Genomic DNA, 22,641 nt, shown 5'->3' with positions numbered 1-22,641 from the left:
GACTGTAATGGAGAAATCTTATTTATTGAAAAACAATTATATATTTCTACTTCGTTCAAAATGACCGCTAAATTAACTTTTCAGACAGCCTCTTTTTTATGATAAAACTATGTTGACTTATAGTTTTAGAAGTAAATTATTTTAAAACAGCATCAATTCGCGCTATTTCATCCTCAGAAAAAACAGTATTTTCAATAGCTTTTACACTATCTAAAATTTGAGAGGTGTTACTAAAGATCAATAAAATATAACCCTATAATAGGAAACATAAAGAGAAACTATTTTAAAGAGCATTAAAAATTGATTTTTATTATACGCTATTAATTTCGTCTTATTTTAAGTGAATTTTAAAGAGCTTTTTCGTTTTTATATACAATTATGGTTGTTTGGGGTGTTTTTAACTTCTTATAGGGTCTTAAAATAAGTTTTGTAAGAAAATGGATTTAAAAATCAACAATTTTAGTTAGGAGTTAAAAAAGTCGAATTTTAAAATATAAAGTTTTAAGTTAAGGATCTCCAATCTTGTCGTTATAAATGAAAGGAGATGTTAACATACACCACTCAAAGTTAGTTCTTATTCCACTAGGCGATGCTTTTTTATTTTGACCCAATCGTTATTTTTTTCTCATTTAGAATCTTTTTTATACATGACTCGCTTTTCTATCAAGCTTTTTTTAACTACTTATAACATCAGAGCTATGGCACAAAGCACTTCCACTTTTCATATCAGTTAGGTGTTTTATAGCTTGTAAGAGTTGGTAAGTCTTTGATAATCGTATTCTAATTATTTCGAATACAAACTGCACTGAGCGTCATATCTGCATTTTATGTATAAAGCCAAATACCTTTTTTAATTATAGTTACAGAGATGTAGCCATATCTTTTATGGTGTAATTAAGGGCGTCTATAGAAGCTAAAACTTTTTGCTTGAGGTTCTGTTATCGAAGACAAAAAAAATCAAGATGAATGATGGTGGTGAGGCAAATATTTGTAGTAAGCGATCTTTAAAGAAATTCAGCATAGTAAAACGCTATGGTTATGACACAAAAACAACATCATAAAATTCCTAAAATATAAAAATTAGAAGACTATTTTTTAAAAATAGGGTAAAACAGGCCTATTTGTTAAAAACTATGTCTTTTTTGTGAATAAGTCTCTCTTTTTATTCTAATAGAAAGTGCCTAGATTTACTTTTCAATTATTACAAAAAAAATGCCGTAAAGTTTGTGGCCTTACGACACTTTTAAAAACGGTAACACTCTATGAGTATTCAGTTTTATTACGCAATATCAAAACTACAATTCTTATAGCAGCTTACCAAAAATAATTTTTAATTTTTAAAAAAATATAGTTTTCCACAAAAGCTATAGGTAAGCGCTTATGATCTAAAATTACTAAATACTACTTCCTATACATTATGTATAGTCTATTGTAAAAAACGCAAACAATAGTATACCATCGTATAGAACTTTAAAATGCGTAAATAATAAAGGTTTAGTATTGTTGCCTATATAAAACAATACCATTTAAATACAAAAAAAATGAGTATTACATATAAAACGTTGCCTAGAAAAAATCCTCAGGACTTGGCAGCACCTGAAAAATTTTATGCGGCAGTAGTTGCCAATGGAAGTGTAGATTTTGAAACACTTGCAGAAATGATTTCTGAACAATCAGCTTTAAGCGAAACCGATTGTTTGGCGGTTTTAAACATCTTAGAAACTAATATTGTACGAGAGTTAAAACAAGGGCGTATTGTACGCTTGGGTAAATTGGGTAACTTTCAAATTAGTTTTAGTTCTAATGGTTTTAACACCCAAGAAGAAGTTTCTTCTAGTGGCATTACCAAAAATCGGGTTTTGTTTAGGCCTGCTAAAAAAATGCGAAAATTGTTAACAGATTTGTCGTATAGCAAAGTAAGCTAACCAATGCAAAAGCTTAGCCAAAGTTGGTAAAATAAACGCTTATTATAAACGTAGTATTAAAAAAAGAGGCTAGGCTTTTAGGATAAAAAAAACGTTTTAAAGTGTTGCCAACACCCACTAAAACCTTAAAAACACTACTGTTTTTAAGGTTTTTTTGTGCCAACGCGTCAAGACGCAATACACTTTGCGTCTTGACGCAACTAAAATTGCATCAAGAGGCGACCAATATTGCGTCTTGATGCAATTTTTAAACCCAAAAAACACTTTTTTTGCTTAAAAAAGGGTGTTTTTATAAGAAAAATGGTTCATTTTTTTTTCTTAAGCCTTGAAAATGTGTTAATTTTTAGGTAAAAAAGTAGAAAATAGCTGTGTTTTTCCATAAAAAAGAATACCTAGAACTTGAAGAAAAGGGGCTGTTTTTTGTAAAAAAAAAGCTATTTACAATTTTTTAAACCTATGTTTTTAGTGCACATCTAGTCCTAAAAGCTCAAGTAAATCAATCACATTGCCAGCCCATTCTATGGTAGGTTGAGTATCTGGAAAATTTTTAACAGTGGCATCTTCTATTATAGCTTTTATTTTATTTTGTAACCATTCTTCTTTAAGAACACTCTTTTTTAAATCTCTTTGGTTAAAATAATTTGAAGCCATAAACTAATTTTTATAGTACTAAAGTAATTATTGTAAAACAATCTTTACAAAAGAAAAAGCCCCATCCAAGATATAAAGAGTCATATTAAGGAACCACCCTTAGCTTTATAAATGAATAGAGGCTTTGAATTACACTCCTGTAAATGTATATAGTTTCTAAAATAGTAAGCTATTTTATTTAGACATTAAACTATTTTATTTTAAAAAAAGAACCATTAATTCGTAGTTTTATCACACTTTTTCTTTTTTAATAAAACAGATACAGTTTTGTATCAAAACAGCATAACAAAATAGTTAAATAGTTTAGATAACATAATAATGTTAACCATAAAATCTTTTCAGCTATATAAAACTATGAATATATATTAGATTTATTGCTAAAAAAGTATGATTACAAAAAAAATAGGCAGCTAAGTGTTACTATATTTCTTTATTAACTCACTTGGTTTAATACCAAAACGTTGTGTAAATTTCTTGTTAAAATAAGAACGATTGTTTAAACCAATGGCATAAATAACCTCCATTAATGTAGCATATTTGTTATTTAAAATAAACTCATAAGCCTTTTGCAATTTAATCTCTAAAATCAATTGAACAGGATTTAAACCTGTATTTCCTTTAATAATGCGTCCTAATTGTTTTTGACCATAATTGCAATCGCTAGCCAAATCTGCAATACTGTATTCTGAATTCGCTAAATTAGTGAGTACTAATTTTTTTATTTTTTCAATTAGTTCAGCAACATATCCATCAACTACTGCAGGTTCGTCTATATTTTGTATTGCTTTAATATGCAACGTGTTTTCTAACAATTTTCTTAACCTAGTAACTAGTTCATAGTAGGTAAAGGGTTTAACTACATAATCTTCGATGCCTAAACGTAATTGCAATTTTTCTGCATCATTAAAAGTAAAAGCGGTAAGTAATAAAAAAGGAATTTTTTCGTAGGCCTTTACCTTGTTTAATTCTTTTTTAAAATCCAATCCATTCATCACAGGCATTTTATAATCAGAAATAATAAGATCAAAACTTTCTGTTTTTACCTTTTCTAGTGCTTCTGCTCCATTAAATGTAAAAGTACAATTATAAATACCTGTTAAAATTTCTTTTAGGTATGCAATCATTTCTAAATTGTCTTCCGCTATAAGTATTTTAGGTAAGTTGTTATTACTTTTTACGGCATCAAGTATCACACTTATTGGCTTGTAAGTTGGTTTTAAATTTTTTAAATGTAAGGCTATATTATTAGTAACAATAGGCAGTTTAACAGTAAAAACAGTTCCTAAGTTTTCTTCGCTTTCAACAGCAATTGTTCCTTTTAAAAGGGTTACCAATTCTTTTACAAAAGATAATCCAATACCAAAACCTCCTGTAACATTGTGTTTTTTAGATTGATAAAAACGATCAAAAATACTGCTCAACTCTTCTTTTGAAATTCCTATACCTTCATCTTTTACCACCAAAGTTAGTGTTGTTTCATCAACAGCAACACTCACATACACATTTTTTTGAGAGTTGTTATATTTAATAGCATTAGATAATAGGTTGGTTGTAATTTTATCGAGTTTTTCAAAATCGAAAGCGATAGATAAAGTATCATTAAAATTAGTTTGGTAATACAAACCACTATTTTTTATGCTGGCATAGCCTGAAAACGACTCCATAATAGCTGTAAAAAACCGATCTAGATTCTTTGTTTTTGGCACTATTTGCAATTTTTGTGGTTGGTTGCTTATCACATTTAAAAAATTATTAAACGTAGTTAGAATGTTATTACTATTTTTAGTAGCCAAATCTGCAAACCTACCAGTTTCTGGTGAGTGTATGTTTTGCTGTTTTATTAAATGCAAATAACCATTTATAATACTAAGGGGTGTTCTTATTTCATGCGACATGTTTTCGAGAATGGTGTTTTTAAGTACCAAGAATTCTTTCTCTTTTGCCAAGGCAAGTTCTTGCAAATAATTTTTCTTTTTTCTTTTAAAATAGATAAAGGTAAAAACAAGCAATAAAACAATAATTACCAACAAAACACTAAGGCCATACAATCGTTTTTCTTGGGTATAAATGGTTGCTAGTTGTGCTTTTTGGCGTTGTAAATTGGCAATTTCTAATTCTTTTTCTTTAGTTTTACCTTTAATTAAAAACTCTTCTATAGCAATGTTTTTTTCTATTTTTTGCAAACTATCGCTTAATTTTTGAGCACTATTAGCGTATGTTAACGCCTTTTTGTAATCTTTTTCATTTTCATTAATTTGTTTTAAAAGGTTGTATGTTTCTATAACTGAGGCATTCCATTTATATTCTTTAAAAATTTTAAGACTTTTTAAAAGATGTTCCCTTGCAAGGGTGGTATTGGTTTTAAAGAGTAGTTTACCCAATTGTAAATTGCCTTTGGCATGCATAGTCTTATACGTATTAAAATCTGCAGTAGATAGCACTTTTTTAAACGCATTAATGGCAAGTTCGTTTTTGTTAGTTTCTTGGTAATACCAAGCCTTATGGTAGGCTATAATAGGTGCGTAATAGGCTATATACTTTTCACCAAAAAGTGTTACCTTGGTTTCAAAATTTTCTAAGGCTTTTAAAGCTTCCTCAGGTTTACCTGTATTAAAATATACGGTTATTAAACCTTGGTAACAATTCAGTGCATTTTTTTCTAAACTATTTTTACCTTCATAGAACTGGATTGCTTTTAGCAAATAATCTACCTGTCTTGGGTCTTTTTCATCAATAGTCATTATAAGTTCAGCAATTTTTAAATAAATAACACCACCCATTGCTGTTTTACTACTTATATAAGGTATGGCTTTTTCTAGTTCTGCAATAGCCAAACTAAAGTAGTCTTGGTGGGTGTAATTTTCTGCTAAAGTTTGGTACGCAAATACCATGTTTGAACTATCGTTTCTTTTTTGGGCTAGGGCCAAGGCTTGCAAATTCCATTTTTTAGACGTTGTATAATCTTCTTTTTTTAAAAAATAATGGGTTAGCATTACAAGAGCCTTGTTTTTAATATTGCCACTATCTGTATATTCCAATGCTTTCTTTGCATAATAATAGGTAGAATCTCTGTGTTCTGGATTGTTCATATAAAAACGAGCCAAGGCAAAATAACCTATACTTTCTATGTTTTTATTTGAGGTCATATGCAACCCTTTGTAAACATAATAGTTAAAACTGTCTGTGGTATAGCTTTGAGATTTAATAATGAGTGCTTTTGCAACCTTATCCTTTTCAGATTCTTTTAAAGATTTTTCGTTGTATTTTTTAGGGATTGTTTTCGTAGAGTCCTGCTCGTAATTTTTGGCAAATTTGCTTTTTAGAGAATCATATTTACAATGCAGTGCAGTGGCATTAGATAAGGAGGTATATTGTATGGCAATCCAAAAAATGGAGGTTAAGAGGATCTGAGTTTTCATAAATTTAAGTTATTTTTTTAGTTAAAATAAGGGGTTTCTTTTCTATCAATCAAAAAAATAAAAATATTATTAGGTATCTACGTTTTTTCAATAAAATATGTTAACCAATGGTGCATTTTGAATTTAAAATGGATGCTAAAAGGTCAGTTCGAGTGATTTTTGATACAAATTTCACTCATTACATCTTTAAATTCACTCGAATTGATACTATTTTAAAAATGTACAATTGGTATTTAATGTAAATGTAGGCAATTCTGCACTTATTGTTTGTACAATAATTAGTTATCAATAATAGCCCAAAAATAGTTTTTTAAACGAAATAAATAGACTTTAAATACTTTAAAACGTAAAAAGACACATCAAATTGTCTAAAAAAAACAGGTTTAAAATAAATTACATCGGTTTTTAGTCATTCTAAAAAGCAAATAAAGAAACTACTAAACTAATTTTACATCTTCAGAACGTTCTTCAAAATACTCCTACTATTATTTAAGATATGTTCGCCCTAATTGAGTTTTCCCCAACTTGTAAAAGGAATAATTAAAATGAATTTTAACAACAATTATTAAACCTTTTTTTTATGAAGAGCCCCTTAAACTTTTTGATCAATAATAAAGTGCATCAGAGCAATTTATTCAATTTTTTTTTGATTTTAATAATAGTTGATTGTTTATAAAAAACTTCAACGGAATATGGATGTTCTTCAAATTTCTAATTTTAGAAATCTATAGGAGACTATTACCAACTAAAATAAGCAACCAAATATATAATACACTAAAATTTTATTACCCTTACAAACCATTACTAATGAAAAACAAGTACCTATTTCAAATCATTACGCTACTTTTATTGTGGTGTCAAACAACAACCACTTTTGGTTTTGACACAAACCGTACTACTAGTGTAGTACTGAAAGAAACCAATAGTTTCTATGATTTCTACGACGCTAATTGGAAACAATTAGAAAATTTTAATAACAATTCTTTTTGGGCAGAAAAAGAAAACGAAAGATTGTTAAAAAAAGCAATTGCTAAAAAACAACGAGCAATTGCTGCTAAAAACTTAGCAATTGCCTCGGCGAATGCAACCAATACCTCAAGTGCTTTTGCCTGTGGGGGGCTTGTTGGTGGTACTGGCGCTAATGACGACTTTGATGGCGATGGCGTTTGTAATTCTATAGATCGAGACGACGACAATGATGGGATTTTGGATACTGACGAAGCGGTTTGTGTTGGGAGTTCGTATTTCATTAGATATCCAAGAGATGCTGATTTAGTTAATTATTATCCTTTAACAGGGCAGGAAACCATAGAACTCACAATACCTAATAATGTTGATTTAAACGGTATTGCCTCTAATTATGATGATGGTGGTTTAATTTATGGTCATAGCAAAACAAATATAGGTCAAATTGTTGTTTATGACCCATCTACATCTCTGTGGACAACTGTTGGGACAATACCAGGTGTTGATTTTTCTTCAGGAGCTGCAGCCTATTATAATGGAGTTTTATATATAGGTGATGTTGGAAGAAACCTCTATGCTATTAACTTAAGTGCTAATGGAAAAACCCTTGTTTCTTATTCTTTATTTTCATCAAATCCTGTAGGAAATGGGCAAGGTAATTGGGGAGATGTTGCTGTGGGTATTGGTTGTAATGGCAATCCAACATTATTTGCTTCTCTCGATCCTGGAGGTTTAGCTTCATTCGATTTAACAACTACTTCTGCAACTGGTAACACAGCTACAACCATTACAACTAATTATTATGGCCAAATAGCGGTATTAAATGGTGTTTTATATGGAGCTGGCGGAACTTCTAACGTTAATAATGTAGTTTCTATTAATGTTTGTACTGGAGCAGCAACCGCTGCAGGTTTTTCTTTAGTTCCTGACTCTCTTAATAATCTTATTACAGACTTAACTGATGGTGTTATTAGTTGCTCTTTGCTTGCTGATACCGATGGTGATGGCCTTATCAATTCTTTAGATACAGACAGCGACAACGATGGTTGCCCAGATGCTATAGAAGCTGCAGGCACAGTGGTAGCAAGTTCATTAAAAGCAAATGGTTCTATAAATGGTGCTGTAAATGCCAATGGTGTTCCTACACTTGCTGCTGCAGGTGCTGGTAATGGTCAAGCAAACACAACTGCGGTAACAAGGGCAGAGCGTATAAACATAATTAGCGCACCGACAAACCGAGGTGTAGCAACAGGTTCAAATGCAAGCTTTACGATATCAGCTACTTCATCTCGCACAAATTCATATACTGCAGGAAATCCTAATTATCCAACACCAACTGCTGCAAACTCAACCGGGACCCTTAGTTATAGATGGTATAAAAATACCGCACCCAATACTACCTTATCTACATTAAGTACCCTTACCATTAATAATGCGCAAGCAGCAAATGCAGGCGATTATAGTGTAGTAGTTACCAATTCGAATAACAGTTGTGGTGAAACAAGAACGGCTACGTTAACAGTAGGAGACCTATGTACAGCTGGTGCCATAGTAGGAACACCAACTTCCAACGACCCAGATGCCGATGGTATTAACAATGTGTGCGACTTTGACGATGACAATGATGGTATTTTGGATTCGGATGAATGTGGTGCTAACACAGGAAATTTAATTTCTAATGGTAGTTTCGAAAATGGAACTTTTACGCCTAATACTGCCAATCAAGATACAACAGTAGATAATTGGAGTAATAATGGTCGTGGTACTTACATTGGTATAGCTGATAATACTTATGGTATACCACCTACAGATGGAACTTATTATGCATACCTTAATAATGGTCAGTTTACTAGTGGTAATCAAGTAGACCAGCAATTGGCAAACGTAAGCCCAGGTACTCAAATTAACTACTCCTTGGATATAAGGCAACGTTCAGGCTCTAACAGTACACTGGAAGTTAGGTTTGGAGCCACTGTGGCATCTGCAACAGTAGCTGGCACGTTTTCTAACAATGGTAGCATTTGGACTAATGTTTCAGGTTCTTATACAGTACCTGCAGGGCAAACTACAACCTATATGGTTATCGTACCAGGTTTTCTTGGTTTATATTATATTGATAATGTAGTGGTTACTGCTATATGTCCAGATACCGATGGCGATGGAGTTGACAATTCTTTAGACACAGACTCAGACAACGATGGTTGTCCAGATGCTATAGAAGGAGCAGGTTTAGTGCTACCCACGTCATTAAATGCAAATGGCAATATTTTGGGTGCTGTAAATGCAAATGGAGTTCCTACAAGTCCGGCTGCAGGTAGTGGTAATGGTCAAGCAACAACACCAGGTGTAATAACTGCAGAAACAATAACGGTAGGTACAGCACCAGCAAACCAAACTGTAGCAACAGGTGCTAATGCCACTTTTAATGTAAGTGCTACTTCGGTAAGTACCACTACATTTAATGCAGGTACACCAAATTATACAGTGCCACCAGGTACAACTACTACTGGTAGTTTAGTTTATAAATGGTACAAAAATTCTGCACCCAATACTACCTTATCTACAACAAGTTCGCTTACCATTACTAATGTGCAAGCAGCAAATGCAGGAGATTATAGTGTAGAAATTAAAAATACAAACAACAACTGTCCAGAAATAAGAACGGCTACGTTAACAGCTTGTCCTGTGGCTTCAAACACAGTGTCAACTGCAACTATTACAGGTAATGGAACAAAAACGTTAACAGGTGCACCTTCTGGTGGAACTTGGTCTATCGTTTCTGGTGGAGGTTCAATCATTTTTGGTGGTACCTATCAAGCTGCCAATGTAACTTCAACTACCACAGTAGTTTTAAGATACACCATTGCAGCAAGTGGAACGTGTGCTGCTTCAACTTCGGATGTTTCTTTTCAAGTAACGCCAAATTGTACAGCAGGTGCCATTGTAGGTACACCAACTGCAAACGACCCAGATGGAGATGGTATCAACAACGTTTGTGACCTAGACGATGACAATGATGGGATTTTGGATACGGAGGAGTGTGAATTTGTTGGAAATGGTGGTACACCCACAGTAGCGCCAGGTGCAAATTATGACTTTATCCGATGGATAGAATGGGATGGTGATTTTGCTGATGAAGTTGATGTGGGTGATACCAAGGCAATTACTCTACCTGATGGTTCAATAATTAATATAACCGTGGCTTCAGTAGTTAACAATGCTACAGCTTTTGTTCCTGAAGATTTTGGTTGGTGGTCAAATGCAAAATTACAACAAGCCTATGGGCAGAGTGCTAACCAATCGCTTTTGTATCGAGTACCTAATTCTGGAGGTCCAAATATCCCGCACGGTGCTACATTAACCATAACCGGTACGGATCCACAAGGTAATCCTTTTACACCAGATATGGTTTTAGCGGATGCTGAAGGGACAGGTCTTGGCGCCGAAAACGTCTCAGGGCAAACTAATGGAAGTAATTGGGAGTTACTCGAAACGGTAGGAGGACCTGCCAATGTTTCAGGTCTTGGCACCAATTCTATAGTAGTAAATTCTTCTACTTCTGGTGGAGCAGGTGCACCAATATTGTTAACTAGAAATGTGTCCTCTTTTTCATTTTCTGTTCAATCAGATGCAGGAGGCTCACAAGGTCTGGCAATTGGCTTTTACAATACAGCTTGTGCGTCAGACACGGATGGAGATGGCTTATTAGATTCTCTCGACCTCGACTCAGATGGTGATGGTTGCCCAGATGCTATAGAAGCAGCAGGTACAGTGGTAGCAGGTTCATTAAACGCAAATGGTTCTATAAATAGTGCTGTAAATGCAAATGGTGTTCCTTTACTTACTGCTGCAGGTGGTGGTAATGGTCAGGCAAATACAGCCAGCGTTGTAACAGCAGAAACAATAACAGTAGCTACTGCACCAGCAAACCAAAGTGCAGCAACAGGTACTAATGCCACTTTTAATGTAAGTGCTACTTCTACAAGTACCACTACCTTTAATACAGGTACACCAATTTATGCAGTGCCACCAGGTACAACTACTACTGGAAGTTTAATTTATAAATGGTACAAAAATTCTGAACCCAATACGACCTTATCTACAACAAGTTCGCTTACGGTAAACAATGTAAGTGCTGCTAATGCAGGAGATTATACTGTAGAAATTAGCAATACAAACAATAGCTGTCCAGAAATAAGAACGGCTACGTTAACTGTTGAGAATGCAGCACCAGTTGCGAACAACGATGGTACAACTACAAATGAAGACACACCAGTAAGTCTAAACGTTACAACCAACGATACAGACTTAGATGGAACGATTGATGTAGCTACCGTAGATTTAGATCCTGCAACACCAGGCATCCAAACAATATTTACAGTTGCTAACGAAGGAACATACACAGTTGATAACTTAGGTGTAGTAACCTTCACACCAGTTGCGAACTTTAACGGAATTGCAACACCAGTAAACTATACAGTAAATGACAATGAAGGCTTAACGTCTAACATTGCAGAGATTGCTATAACAGTTACAGGCGTAAATGATGTACCAGTTGCGAACAACGATAGCACAACTACTGATGAAGACACACCAGTAAGTCTAAACGTTACTACAAATGATACAGATGTAGATGGAACGATTGATGTAGCTACTGTAGATTTAGATCCTGCAACACCAGGCATCCAAACAACATTTACAGTTGCGAACGAAGGAACGTACACCGTTGATAACTTAGGTGTAGTAACCTTCACACCAGTTGCGAACTTTAACGGAATTGCAACACCAGTAGACTATATCGTAAATGACAATGATGGAACAACTTCTAACATTGCAACGATTGCAGTAACAGTTACAGGCTTAAATGATGCACCAGTTGCGAACAACGATAGCACAACTACTGATGAAGACACACCAGTAAGTCTAAACGTTACAACCAACGATATAGATATAGATGGAACGATTGATGTAGCTACTGTAGATTTAGATCCTGCAACACCAGGCATCCAAACAACATTTACAGTTGCTAACGAAGGAACATATACTGTTGATAACTTAGGTGTAGTAACCTTCACACCAGTTGCGAACTTTAACGGAATTGCAACACCAGTAAACTATACTGTAAATGACAATGAAGGCTTAACGTCTAACATTGCAGAGATTGCTATAACAGTTACAGGCGTAAATGATGCACCAGTTGCGAACAACGATAGCACAACTACTGATGAAGACACACCAGTAAGTCTAAACGTTACCACAAACGATATAGACTTAGATGGAACGATTGATGTAGCTACTGTAGATTTAGATCCTGCAACACCAGGTATCCAAACAACATTTACAGTTGCGAACGAAGGAACGTACACAGTTGATAACTTAGGTGTAGTAACCTTCACACCAGTTGCGAACTTTAACGGAATTGCAACACCAGTAAACTATACTGTAAATGACAATGAAGGCTTAACGTCTAACATTGCAGAGATTGCTATAACCGTAACTGCCGTAAATGATGCACCAGTTGCGAACAACGATAGCACAACTACTGATGAAGATACCCCAGTAAGTCTAAACGTTACCACAAACGATATAGACTTAGATGGAACGATTGATGTAGCTACTGTAGATTTAGATCCTGCAACACCAGGCATCCAAACAACATTTACAGTTGCGAACGAAGGAACATACACGGTTGATAATTTAGGAGTAGTAACCTTCACACCAGTTGCGAACTTTAACGGAATTGCAACACCAGTAAACTATACTGTAAATGACAATGAAGGCTTAACGTCTAACATTGCAGAGATTGCTATAACAGTTACAGGCGTAAATGATGCACCAGTTGCGAACAACGATAGCACAACTACTGATGAAGACACACCAGTAAGTCTAAACGTTACCACAAACGATATAGACTTAGATGGAACGATTGATGTAGCTACTGTAGATTTAGACCCTGCAACACCAGGCATCCAAACAACATTTACAGTTGCGAACGAAGGAACGTACACAGTTGATAACTTAGGTGTAGTAACCTTCACACCAGTTGCGAACTTTAACGGAATTGCAACACCAGTAAACTATACTGTAAATGACAATGAAGGCTTAACGTCTAACATTGCAGAGATTGCTATAACCGTTACAGGCGTAAATGATGTACCAGTTGCGAACAACGATGTTGTTTCAACTCCAGAAGATGCACCAGTAAGTCTAAAAGTTACGACTAACGATACAGATTTAGATGGAACGATTGATGTAGCTACTGTAGATTTAGATCCTGCAACACCAGGTATCCAAACAACATTTACAGTTGCAAACGAAGGAACATACACAGTTGATAACTTGGGTGTAGTAACCTTCACACCAGTTGCGAACTTTAACGGAATTGCAACCCCAGTAAACTATACTGTAAATGACAATGAAGGCTTAACGTCTAACATTGCAACCATTGCAGTAACAGTTACAGGTGTGAATGATGCACCAGTTGCGAACAACGATAGCACAACTACTGATGAAGACACACCAGTAAGTCTAAACGTTACAACCAACGATACAGACTTAGATGGAACGATTGATGTAGCTACTGTAGATTTAGATCCTGCAACACCAGGTATCCAAACAACATTTACAGTTGCTAACGAAGGAACATACACAGTTGATAATTTAGGAGTAGTAACCTTCACACCAGTTGCAAACTTTAACGGAATTGCAACACCAGTAAACTATACTGTAAATGACAATGAAGGCTTAACGTCTAACATTGCAGAGATTGCTATAACCGTAACTGCCGTAAATGATGCACCAGTAGCCGTAGATGATACGTACACAACAGATGAAGACACATCAGTGGTATTAAATCCATTGACAGGAGATTCAGATTTAGATAACGATGTCTTATCGATAGTCTCTATAAACGGAGAAGCTTTAACAGGAGGCGTACAAGTAATAGCTACACCAAATGGAACAGTAAATATAGATGGAGGAGGTAATATTACCTTTACACCAACTGCAAACTACAATGGAACAGAAACCTTCCCATATGTAATTACAGATGGCACAGTAACAGCGACTGCGAATGAGATTATTACTATAAATCCAATAGTAGATGTAGTAGATGATATCGCTACAACTAATGAACAAGCACCAGTTGTAATTGATGTATTTGCAAATGATAATGATGTACCAACAACAGGAACAATTACAACAACACAACCAACAAATGGAGTAGTTGTAATTACAGATCCAAACAATACACCAAACGATCCAAGTGATGATGTAGTAACCTACACACCAAATGTTGGTTTTGTTGGGGTAGACACTTTTGAGTACACATTATGTGATGCAAATAATGTTTGTGATACAGCTGAAGTTTCTGTAACAGTAAATAGGTTACCAGATTATAGGCCAACAATATTTACAGGTAACACAACGATTATTGGAGCTACAGGCGTAATCGATTTTAGGGTACTGATTGGAGAATATGCAAATGCAGATTCAGATGGTATAACAGGAGTAGAATTAAGGATAGCAAAGAATGATGAGTTGGTTATTTCTTATGATCAAAACTTGACCACTTTAAACGGAGGTGCAGTAAATAATGCAGATTGGGTATATGATGGTTCACATCCATTTTTACATAGATTCACTTATATAGGAAATGGAGGAATCTTCCAAGCAGCGACAGGTGAGTTTATAGGCATTAATGCAATGTTAAATCCACCAGCAAGTACAACAGCATCTTTCCCTTTAAAAGTTACAATCAAATTCTTATCAGGAGGAGAAATCAGAATAGATAACAACAATGATTTAGATTATATAGATTATAACAATAGTGGAAACTAACACAGTTAAATTATAGAAACGGTATTTAAATACCGTTTCTATGCTATCAAAGTTGAAATTTACAAGTAAAAAAATAAATATTACTGAATAACGATTAATTAAAAAATGAACAATTTAAAAACCAATCTAATGAAAAAACTTTTACTCCTAGTCATTCTGTTAAGTACGACATTTTATGTCAGTGCACAGACTGTAACGGTCTCTCAGGCAGCCATTACACCATCACCTTTAGCGTCAGTGCAAAACAATGGAACAGGATTGAGCTGTTTTGATTTTGTAGCGTCAGACAACATAGCAGTTCCACAGTTCTCTTTTCCAGGAGTGCCCAATGTAACAATTAGTGTTAGTTTACAATATATCGAGTTAACAGCTTCTGATATATCAGGTCTTTCAGGTACGCTTTTAGATTATTTTACACCTTCATATAATGCAGGAGCTAATATTTTAACATTTACGCAAAATGCCGAAATTCCTGCAAACCAAACGGCTCAAGTTTGTTTTCCAATTACTGTTATTCAAAATTCAACAGCAGTTCAGTCATTCAATGGTTTTAATGTAAATATAAATGCTACAAACTTTGCTACAAATGCTCCAGGAAGCACCTCTATTTATACATATACAGAGACGATAATTCCTGTGTTAATGGATGATGCACAAACGACAAATGAAGATGTTCCTGTTATTATTGATGTATATACAAATGATACAAACATACCAACAAATGGTACTTTAGTAATTTCCACACCTTCAACTGATGGTTCAGTAGTAATTACAGACCCAAATAATACGCCAAATGATCCAAGTGATGATGTGGTAACCTATACTCCAAATACAAATTTTAACGGAACAGATACTTTTGAATATACAGTTTGTGATGCAGCAAACCCGGCAAATTGTGATACAGCACAAGTAGTTGTTACAGTAAGTCCAGTAAATGATGCACCAGTTGCGAACAACGATAGCACAACTACTGATGAAGACACACCAGTAAGTCTAAACGTTACCACAAACGATATAGACTTAGATGGAACGATTGATGTAGCTACTGTAGATTTAGACCCTGCAACACCAGGCATCCAAACAACATTTACAGTTGCGAACGAAGGAACGTACACAGTTGATAACTTAGGTGTAGTAACCTTCACACCAGTTGCGAACTTTAACGGAATTGCAACACCAGTAAACTATACTGTAAATGACAATGAAGGCTTAACGTCTAACATTACAGAGATTGCTATAACAGTTACAGGCGTAAATGATGCACCAGTTGCGAACAACGATAGCACAACTACTGATGAAGATACACCAGTAAGTCTAAACGTTACCACAAACGATATAGACTTAGATGGAACGATTGATGTAGCTACTGTAGATTTAGATCCTGCAACACCAGGTATCCAAACAACATTTACAGTTGCTAACGAAGGAACATACACAGTTGATAACTTGGGTGTAGTAACCTTCACACCAGTTGCGAACTTTAACGGAATTGCAACACCAGTAAACTATACTGTAAATGACAATGAAGGCTTAACGTCTAACATTGCAACGATTGCAGTAACCGTTACAGGCGTAAATGATGTACCAGTTGCGAACAACGATAGCACAACTACTGATGAAGATACCCCAGTAAGTCTAAACGTTACAACCAACGATACAGATGTAGATGGAACGATTGATGTAGCTACTGTAGATTTAGATCCTGCAACACCAGGCATCCAAACAACATTTACAGTTGCGAACGAAGGAACATACACGGTTGATAATTTAGGAGTAGTAACCTTCACACCAGTTGCGAACTTTAACGGAATTGCAACACCAGTAAACTATACTGTAAATGACAATGAAGGCTTAACGTCTAACATTGCAGAGATTGCTATAACAGTTACAGGCGTAAATGATGCACCAGTTGCGAACAACGATAGCACAACTACTGATGAAGACACACCAGTAAGTCTAAACGTTACCACAAACGATATAGACTTAGATGGAACGATTGATGTAGCTACTGTAGATTTAGACCCTGCAACACCAGGCATCCAAACAACATTTACAGTTGCGAACGAAGGAACGTACACAGTTGATAACTTAGGTGTAGTAACCTTCACACCAGTTGCGAACTTTAACGGAATTGCAACACCAGTAAACTATACTGTAAATGACAATGAAGGCTTAACGTCTAACATTGCAGAGATTGCTATAACCGTTACAGGCGTAAATGATGTACCAGTTGCGAACAACGATGTTGTTTCAACTCCAGAAGATGCACCAGTAAGTCTAAAAGTTACGACTAACGATACAGATTTAGATGGAACGATTGATGTAGCTACTGTAGATTTAGATCCTGCAACACCAGGTATCCAAACAACATTTACAGTTGCAAACGAAGGAACATACACAGTTGATAACTTGGGTGTAGTAACCTTCACACCAGTTGCGAACTTTAACGGAATTGCAACCCCAGTAAACTATACTGTAAATGACAATGAAGGCTTAACGTCTAACATTGCAACCATTGCAGTAACAGTTACAGGTGTGAATGATGCACCAGTTGCGAACAACGATAGCACAACTACTGATGAAGACACACCAGTAAGTCTAAACGTTACAACCAACGATACAGACTTAGATGGAACGATTGATGTAGCTACTGTAGATTTAGATCCTGCAACACCAGGTATCCAAACAACATTTACAGTTGCTAACGAAGGAACATACACAGTTGATAATTTAGGAGTAGTAACCTTCACACCAGTTGCAAACTTTAACGGAATTGCAACACCAGTAAACTATACTGTAAATGACAATGAAGGCTTAACGTCTAACATTGCAGAGATTGCTATAACCGTAACTGCCGTAAATGATGCACCAGTAGCCGTAGATGATACGTACACAACAGATGAAGACACATCAGTGGTATTAAATCCATTGACAGGAGATTCAGATTTAGATAACGATGTCTTATCGATAGTCTCTATAAACGGAGAAGCTTTAACAGGAGGCGTACAAGTAATAGCTACACCAAATGGAACAGTAAATATAGATGGAGGAGGTAATATTACCTTTACACCAACTGCAAACTACAATGGAACAGAAACCTTCCCATATGTAATTACAGATGGCACAGTAACAGCGACTGCGAATGAGATTATTACTATAAATCCAATAGTAGATGTAGTAGATGATATCGCTACAACTAATGAACAAGCACCAGTTGTAATTGATGTATTTGCAAATGATAATGATGTACCAACAACAGGAACAATTACAACAACACAACCAACAAATGGAGTAGTTGTAATTACAGATCCAAACAATACACCAAACGATCCAAGTGATGATGTAGTAACCTACACACCAAATGTTGGTTTTGTTGGGGTAGACACTTTTGAGTACACATTATGTGATGCAAATAATGTTTGTGATACAGCTGAAGTTTCTGTAACAGTAAATAGGTTACCAGATTATAGGCCAACAATATTTACAGGTAACACAACGATTATTGGAGCTACAGGCGTAATCGATTTTAGGGTACTGATTGGAGAATATGCAAATGCAGATTCAGATGGTATAACAGGAGTAGAATTAAGGATAGCAAAGAATGATGAGTTGGTTATTTCTTATGATCAAAACTTGACCACTTTAAACGGAGGTGCAGTAAATAATGCAGATTGGGTATATGATGGTTCACATCCATTTTTACATAGATTCACTTATATAGGAAATGGAGGAATCTTCCAAGCAGCGACAGGTGAGTTTATAGGCATTAATGCAATGTTAAATCCACCAGCAAGTACAACAGCATCTTTCCCTTTAAAAGTTACAATCAAATTCTTATCAGGAGGAGAAATCAGAATAGATAACAACAATGATTTAGATTATATAGATTATAACAATAGTGGAAACTAACACAGTTAAATTATAGAAACGGTATTTAAATACCGTTTCTATGCTATCAAAGTTGAAATTTACAAGTAAAAAAATAAATATTACTGAATAACGATTAATTAAAAAATGAACAATTTAAAAACCAATCTAATGAAAAAACTTTTACTCCTAGTCATTCTGTTAAGTACGACATTTTATGTCAGTGCACAGACTGTAACGGTCTCTCAGGCAGCCATTACACCATCACCTTTAGCGTCAGTGCAAAACAATGGAACAGGATTGAGCTGTTTTGATTTTGTAGCGTCAGACAACATAGCAGTTCCACAGTTCTCTTTTCCAGGAGTGCCCAATGTAACAATTAGTGTTAGTTTACAATATATCGAGTTAACAGCTTCTGATATATCAGGTCTTTCAGGTACGCTTTTAGATTATTTTACACCTTCATATAATGCAGGAGCTAATATTTTAACATTTACGCAAAATGCCGAAATTCCTGCAAACCAAACGGCTCAAGTTTGTTTTCCAATTACTGTTATTCAAAATTCAACAGCAGTTCAGTCATTCAATGGTTTTAATGTAAATATAAATGCTACAAACTTTGCTACAAATGCTCCAGGAAGCACCTCTATTTATACATATACAGAGACGATAATTCCTGTGTTAATGGATGATGCACAAACGACAAATGAAGATGTTCCTGTTATTATTGATGTATATACAAATGATACAAACATACCAACAAATGGTACTTTAGTAATTTCCACACCTTCAACTGATGGTTCAGTAGTAATTACAGACCCAAATAATACGCCAAATGATCCAAGTGATGATGTGGTAACCTATACTCCAAATACAAATTTTAACGGAACAGATACTTTTGAATATACAGTTTGTGATGCAGCAAACCCGGCAAATTGTGATACAGCACAAGTAGTTGTTACAGTAAGTCCAGTAAATGATGCACCAGTTGCGAACAACGATAGCACAACTACTGATGAAGACACACCAGTAAGTCTAAACGTTACCACAAACGATATAGACTTAGATGGAACAATTGATGTAGCTACTGTAGATTTAGACCCTGCAACACCAGGCATCCAAACAACATTTACAGTTGCGAACGAAGGAACGTACACAGTTGATAACTTAGGTGTAGTAACCTTCACACCAGTTGCGAACTTTAACGGAATTGCAACACCAGTAAACTATACTGTAAATGACAATGAAGGCTTAACGTCTAACATTACAGAGATTGCTATAACAGTTACAGGCGTAAATGATGCACCAGTTGCGAACAACGATAGCACAACTACTGATGAAGATACACCAGTAAGTCTAAACGTTACCACAAACGATATAGACTTAGATGGAACAATTGATGTAGCTACTGTAGATTTAGATCCTGCAACACCAGGTATCCAAACAACATTTACAGTTGCTAACGAAGGAACATACACAGTTGATAACTTGGGTGTAGTAACCTTCACACCAGTTGCGAACTTTAACGGAATTGCAACACCAGTAAACTATACTGTAAATGACAATGAAGGCTTAACGTCTAACATTGCAACGATTGCAGTAACCGTTACAGGCGTAAATGATGTACCAGTTGCGAACAACGATAGCACAACTACTGATGAAGATACCCCAGTAAGTCTAAACGTTACAACCAACGATACAGATGTAGATGGAACAATTGATGTAGCTACTGTAGATTTAGATCCTGCAACACCAGGCATCCAAGACACATTTACAGTTGCGAACGAAGGAACGTACACAGTTGATAACTTAGGTGTAGTAACCTTCACACCAGTTGCGAACTTTAACGGAATTGCAACACCAGTAGACTATATCGTAAATGACAATGATGGAACAACTTCTAACATTGCAACGATTGCAGTAACCGTTACAGGCGTAAATGATGTACCAGTTGCGAACAACGATGTTGTTTCAACTCCAGAAGATGCACCAGTAAGTCTAAAAGTTACGACTAACGATACAGATTTAGATGGAACGATTGATGTAGCTACTGTAGATTTAGATCCTGCAACACCAGGTATCCAAACAACATTTACAGTTGCAAACGAAGGAACATACACAGTTGATAACTTGGGTGTAGTAACCTTCACACCAGTTGCGAACTTTAACGGAATTGCAACCCCAGTAAACTATACTGTAAATGACAATGAAGGCTTAACGTCTAACATTGCAACCATTGCAGTAACAGTTACAGGTGTGAATGATGCACCAGTTGCGAACAACGATAGCACAACTACTGATGAAGACACACCAGTAAGTCTAAACGTTACAACCAACGATACAGACTTAGATGGAACAATTGATGTAGCTACTGTAGATTTAGATCCTGCAACACCAGGTATCCAAACAACATTTACAGTTGCTAACGAAGGAACATACACAGTTGATAACTTAGGTGTAGTAACCTTCACACCAGTTGCGAACTTTAACGGAATTGCAACACCAGTAAACTATACTGTAAATGACAATGAAGGCTTAACGTCTAACATTGCAACCATTGCAGTAACAGTTACAGGTGTGAATGATGCACCAGTTGCGAACAACGATAGCACAACTACTGATGAAGACACACCAGTAAGTCTAAACGTTACCACAAACGATATAGACTTAGATGGAACAATTGATGTAGCTACTGTAGATTTAGATCCTGCAACACCAGGTATCCAAACAACATTTACAGTTGCTAACGAAGGAACGTACACAGTTGATAACTTGGGTGTAGTAACCTTCACACCAGTTGCGAACTTTAACGGAATTGCAACACCAGTAAACTATACTGTAAATGACAATGAAGGCTTAACGTCTAACATTGCAGAGATTGCTATAACCGTAACTGCCGTAAATGATGCACCAGTAGCCGTAGATGATACGTACACAACAGATGAAGACACATCAGTGGTATTAAATCCATTTACAGGAGATTCAGATTTAGATAACGATGTCTTATCGATAGTCTCTATAAACGGAGAAGCTTTAACAGGAGGCGTACAAGTAATAACTACACCAAATGGAACAGTAAATATAGATGGAGGAGGTAATATTACCTTTACACCAACTGCAAACTACAATGGAACAGAAACCTTCCCATATGTAATTACAGATGGCACAGTAACAGCGACAGCGAATGAGATTATTACTATAAATCCAATAGTAGATGTAGTAGATGATATCGCTACAACTAATGAACAAGCACCAGTTGTAATTGATGTATTTGCAAATGATAATGATGTACCAACAACAGGAACAATTACAACAACACAACCAACAAATGGAGTAGTTGTAATTACAGATCCAAACAATACACCAAACGATCCAAGTGATGATGTAGTAACCTACACACCAAATGTTGGTTTTGTTGGGGTAGACACTTTTGAGTACACATTATGTGATGCAAATAATGTTTGTGATACAGCTGAAGTTTCTGTAACAGTAAATAGGTTACCAGATTATAGGCCAACGATATTTACAGGTAACACAACGATTATTGGAGCTACAGGCGTAATCGATTTTAGGGTACTGATTGGAGAATATGCAAATGCAGATTCAGATGGTATAACAGGAGTAGAATTAAGGATAGCAAAGAATGATGAGTTGGTTATTTCTTACGATCAAAACTTGACCACTTTAAACGGAGGTGCAGTAAATAATGCAGATTGGGTATATGATGGTTCACATCCATTTTTACATAGATTCACTTATATAGGAAATGGAGGAATCTTCCAAGCAGCGACAGGTGAGTTTATAGGCATTAATGCAATGTTAAATCCACCAGCAAGTACAACAGCATCTTTCCCTTTAAAAGTTACAATCAAATTCTTATCAGGAGGAGAAATCAGAATAGATAACAACAATGATTTAGATTATATAGATTATAACAATAGTGGAAACTAAATTAAAGTAGAAATATAAGTATA

Annotated in this window: 6 protein-coding genes; 4 read left to right on the top strand and 2 right to left on the bottom strand. The window is 35.3% G+C overall.

The window, feature by feature from the left end:
• Positions 1–1,541 precede the first annotated feature (1,541 nt).
• Entirely contained in the window at positions 1,542–1,925 is a 384-nt protein-coding gene (locus SJY27_RS00030) for an HU family DNA-binding protein (RefSeq protein WP_397446191.1), read from the top strand.
• A gap of 462 nt (positions 1,926–2,387) precedes the next feature.
• On the opposite strand, the gene SJY27_RS00025 is transcribed toward SJY27_RS00030, so the two are convergent.
• The gene (locus SJY27_RS00025) at positions 2,388–2,576 is read right to left on the bottom strand and encodes a hypothetical protein (protein WP_397446190.1); all 189 of its coding nucleotides are present in this window, start codon (positions 2,574–2,576) and stop codon (positions 2,388–2,390) included.
• Positions 2,577–2,986: 410 nt separating this feature from the next.
• Positions 2,987–5,995: an ATP-binding protein gene (locus SJY27_RS00020; protein WP_397446189.1), complete on the bottom strand. Its 3,009-nt coding sequence runs from the start codon at positions 5,993–5,995 to the stop codon at positions 2,987–2,989.
• 807 nt (positions 5,996–6,802) lie between these two features.
• Between SJY27_RS00020 and SJY27_RS00015 the strand changes: the two genes are divergently transcribed.
• The 3 genes from SJY27_RS00015 to SJY27_RS00005 all read left to right on the top strand — a co-directional run bounded on the left by SJY27_RS00015 (position 6,803) and on the right by SJY27_RS00005 (position 22,618).
• The gene (locus SJY27_RS00015; protein WP_397446188.1) at positions 6,803–14,800 is read left to right on the top strand and encodes a CshA/CshB family fibrillar adhesin-related protein; all 7,998 of its coding nucleotides are present in this window, start codon (positions 6,803–6,805) and stop codon (positions 14,798–14,800) included.
• Positions 14,801–14,929: 129 nt separating this feature from the next.
• Positions 14,930–18,709, top strand: a complete 3,780-nt coding sequence (locus tag SJY27_RS00010; RefSeq protein ID WP_397446187.1) for a beta strand repeat-containing protein — start codon at positions 14,930–14,932, stop codon at positions 18,707–18,709.
• 129 nt (positions 18,710–18,838) lie between these two features.
• Positions 18,839–22,618, top strand: a complete 3,780-nt coding sequence (locus SJY27_RS00005; protein ID WP_397446186.1) for a beta strand repeat-containing protein — start codon at positions 18,839–18,841, stop codon at positions 22,616–22,618.
• Positions 22,619–22,641: the final 23 nt, after the last annotated feature.

Source organism: Polaribacter sp. R77954, assembly GCF_044595335.1.
GTDB lineage: Bacteria > Bacteroidota > Bacteroidia > Flavobacteriales > Flavobacteriaceae > Polaribacter.
Note: the sequence above shows the minus strand (reverse complement) of the source record. Positions and strands in the feature narration are given on the sequence as shown.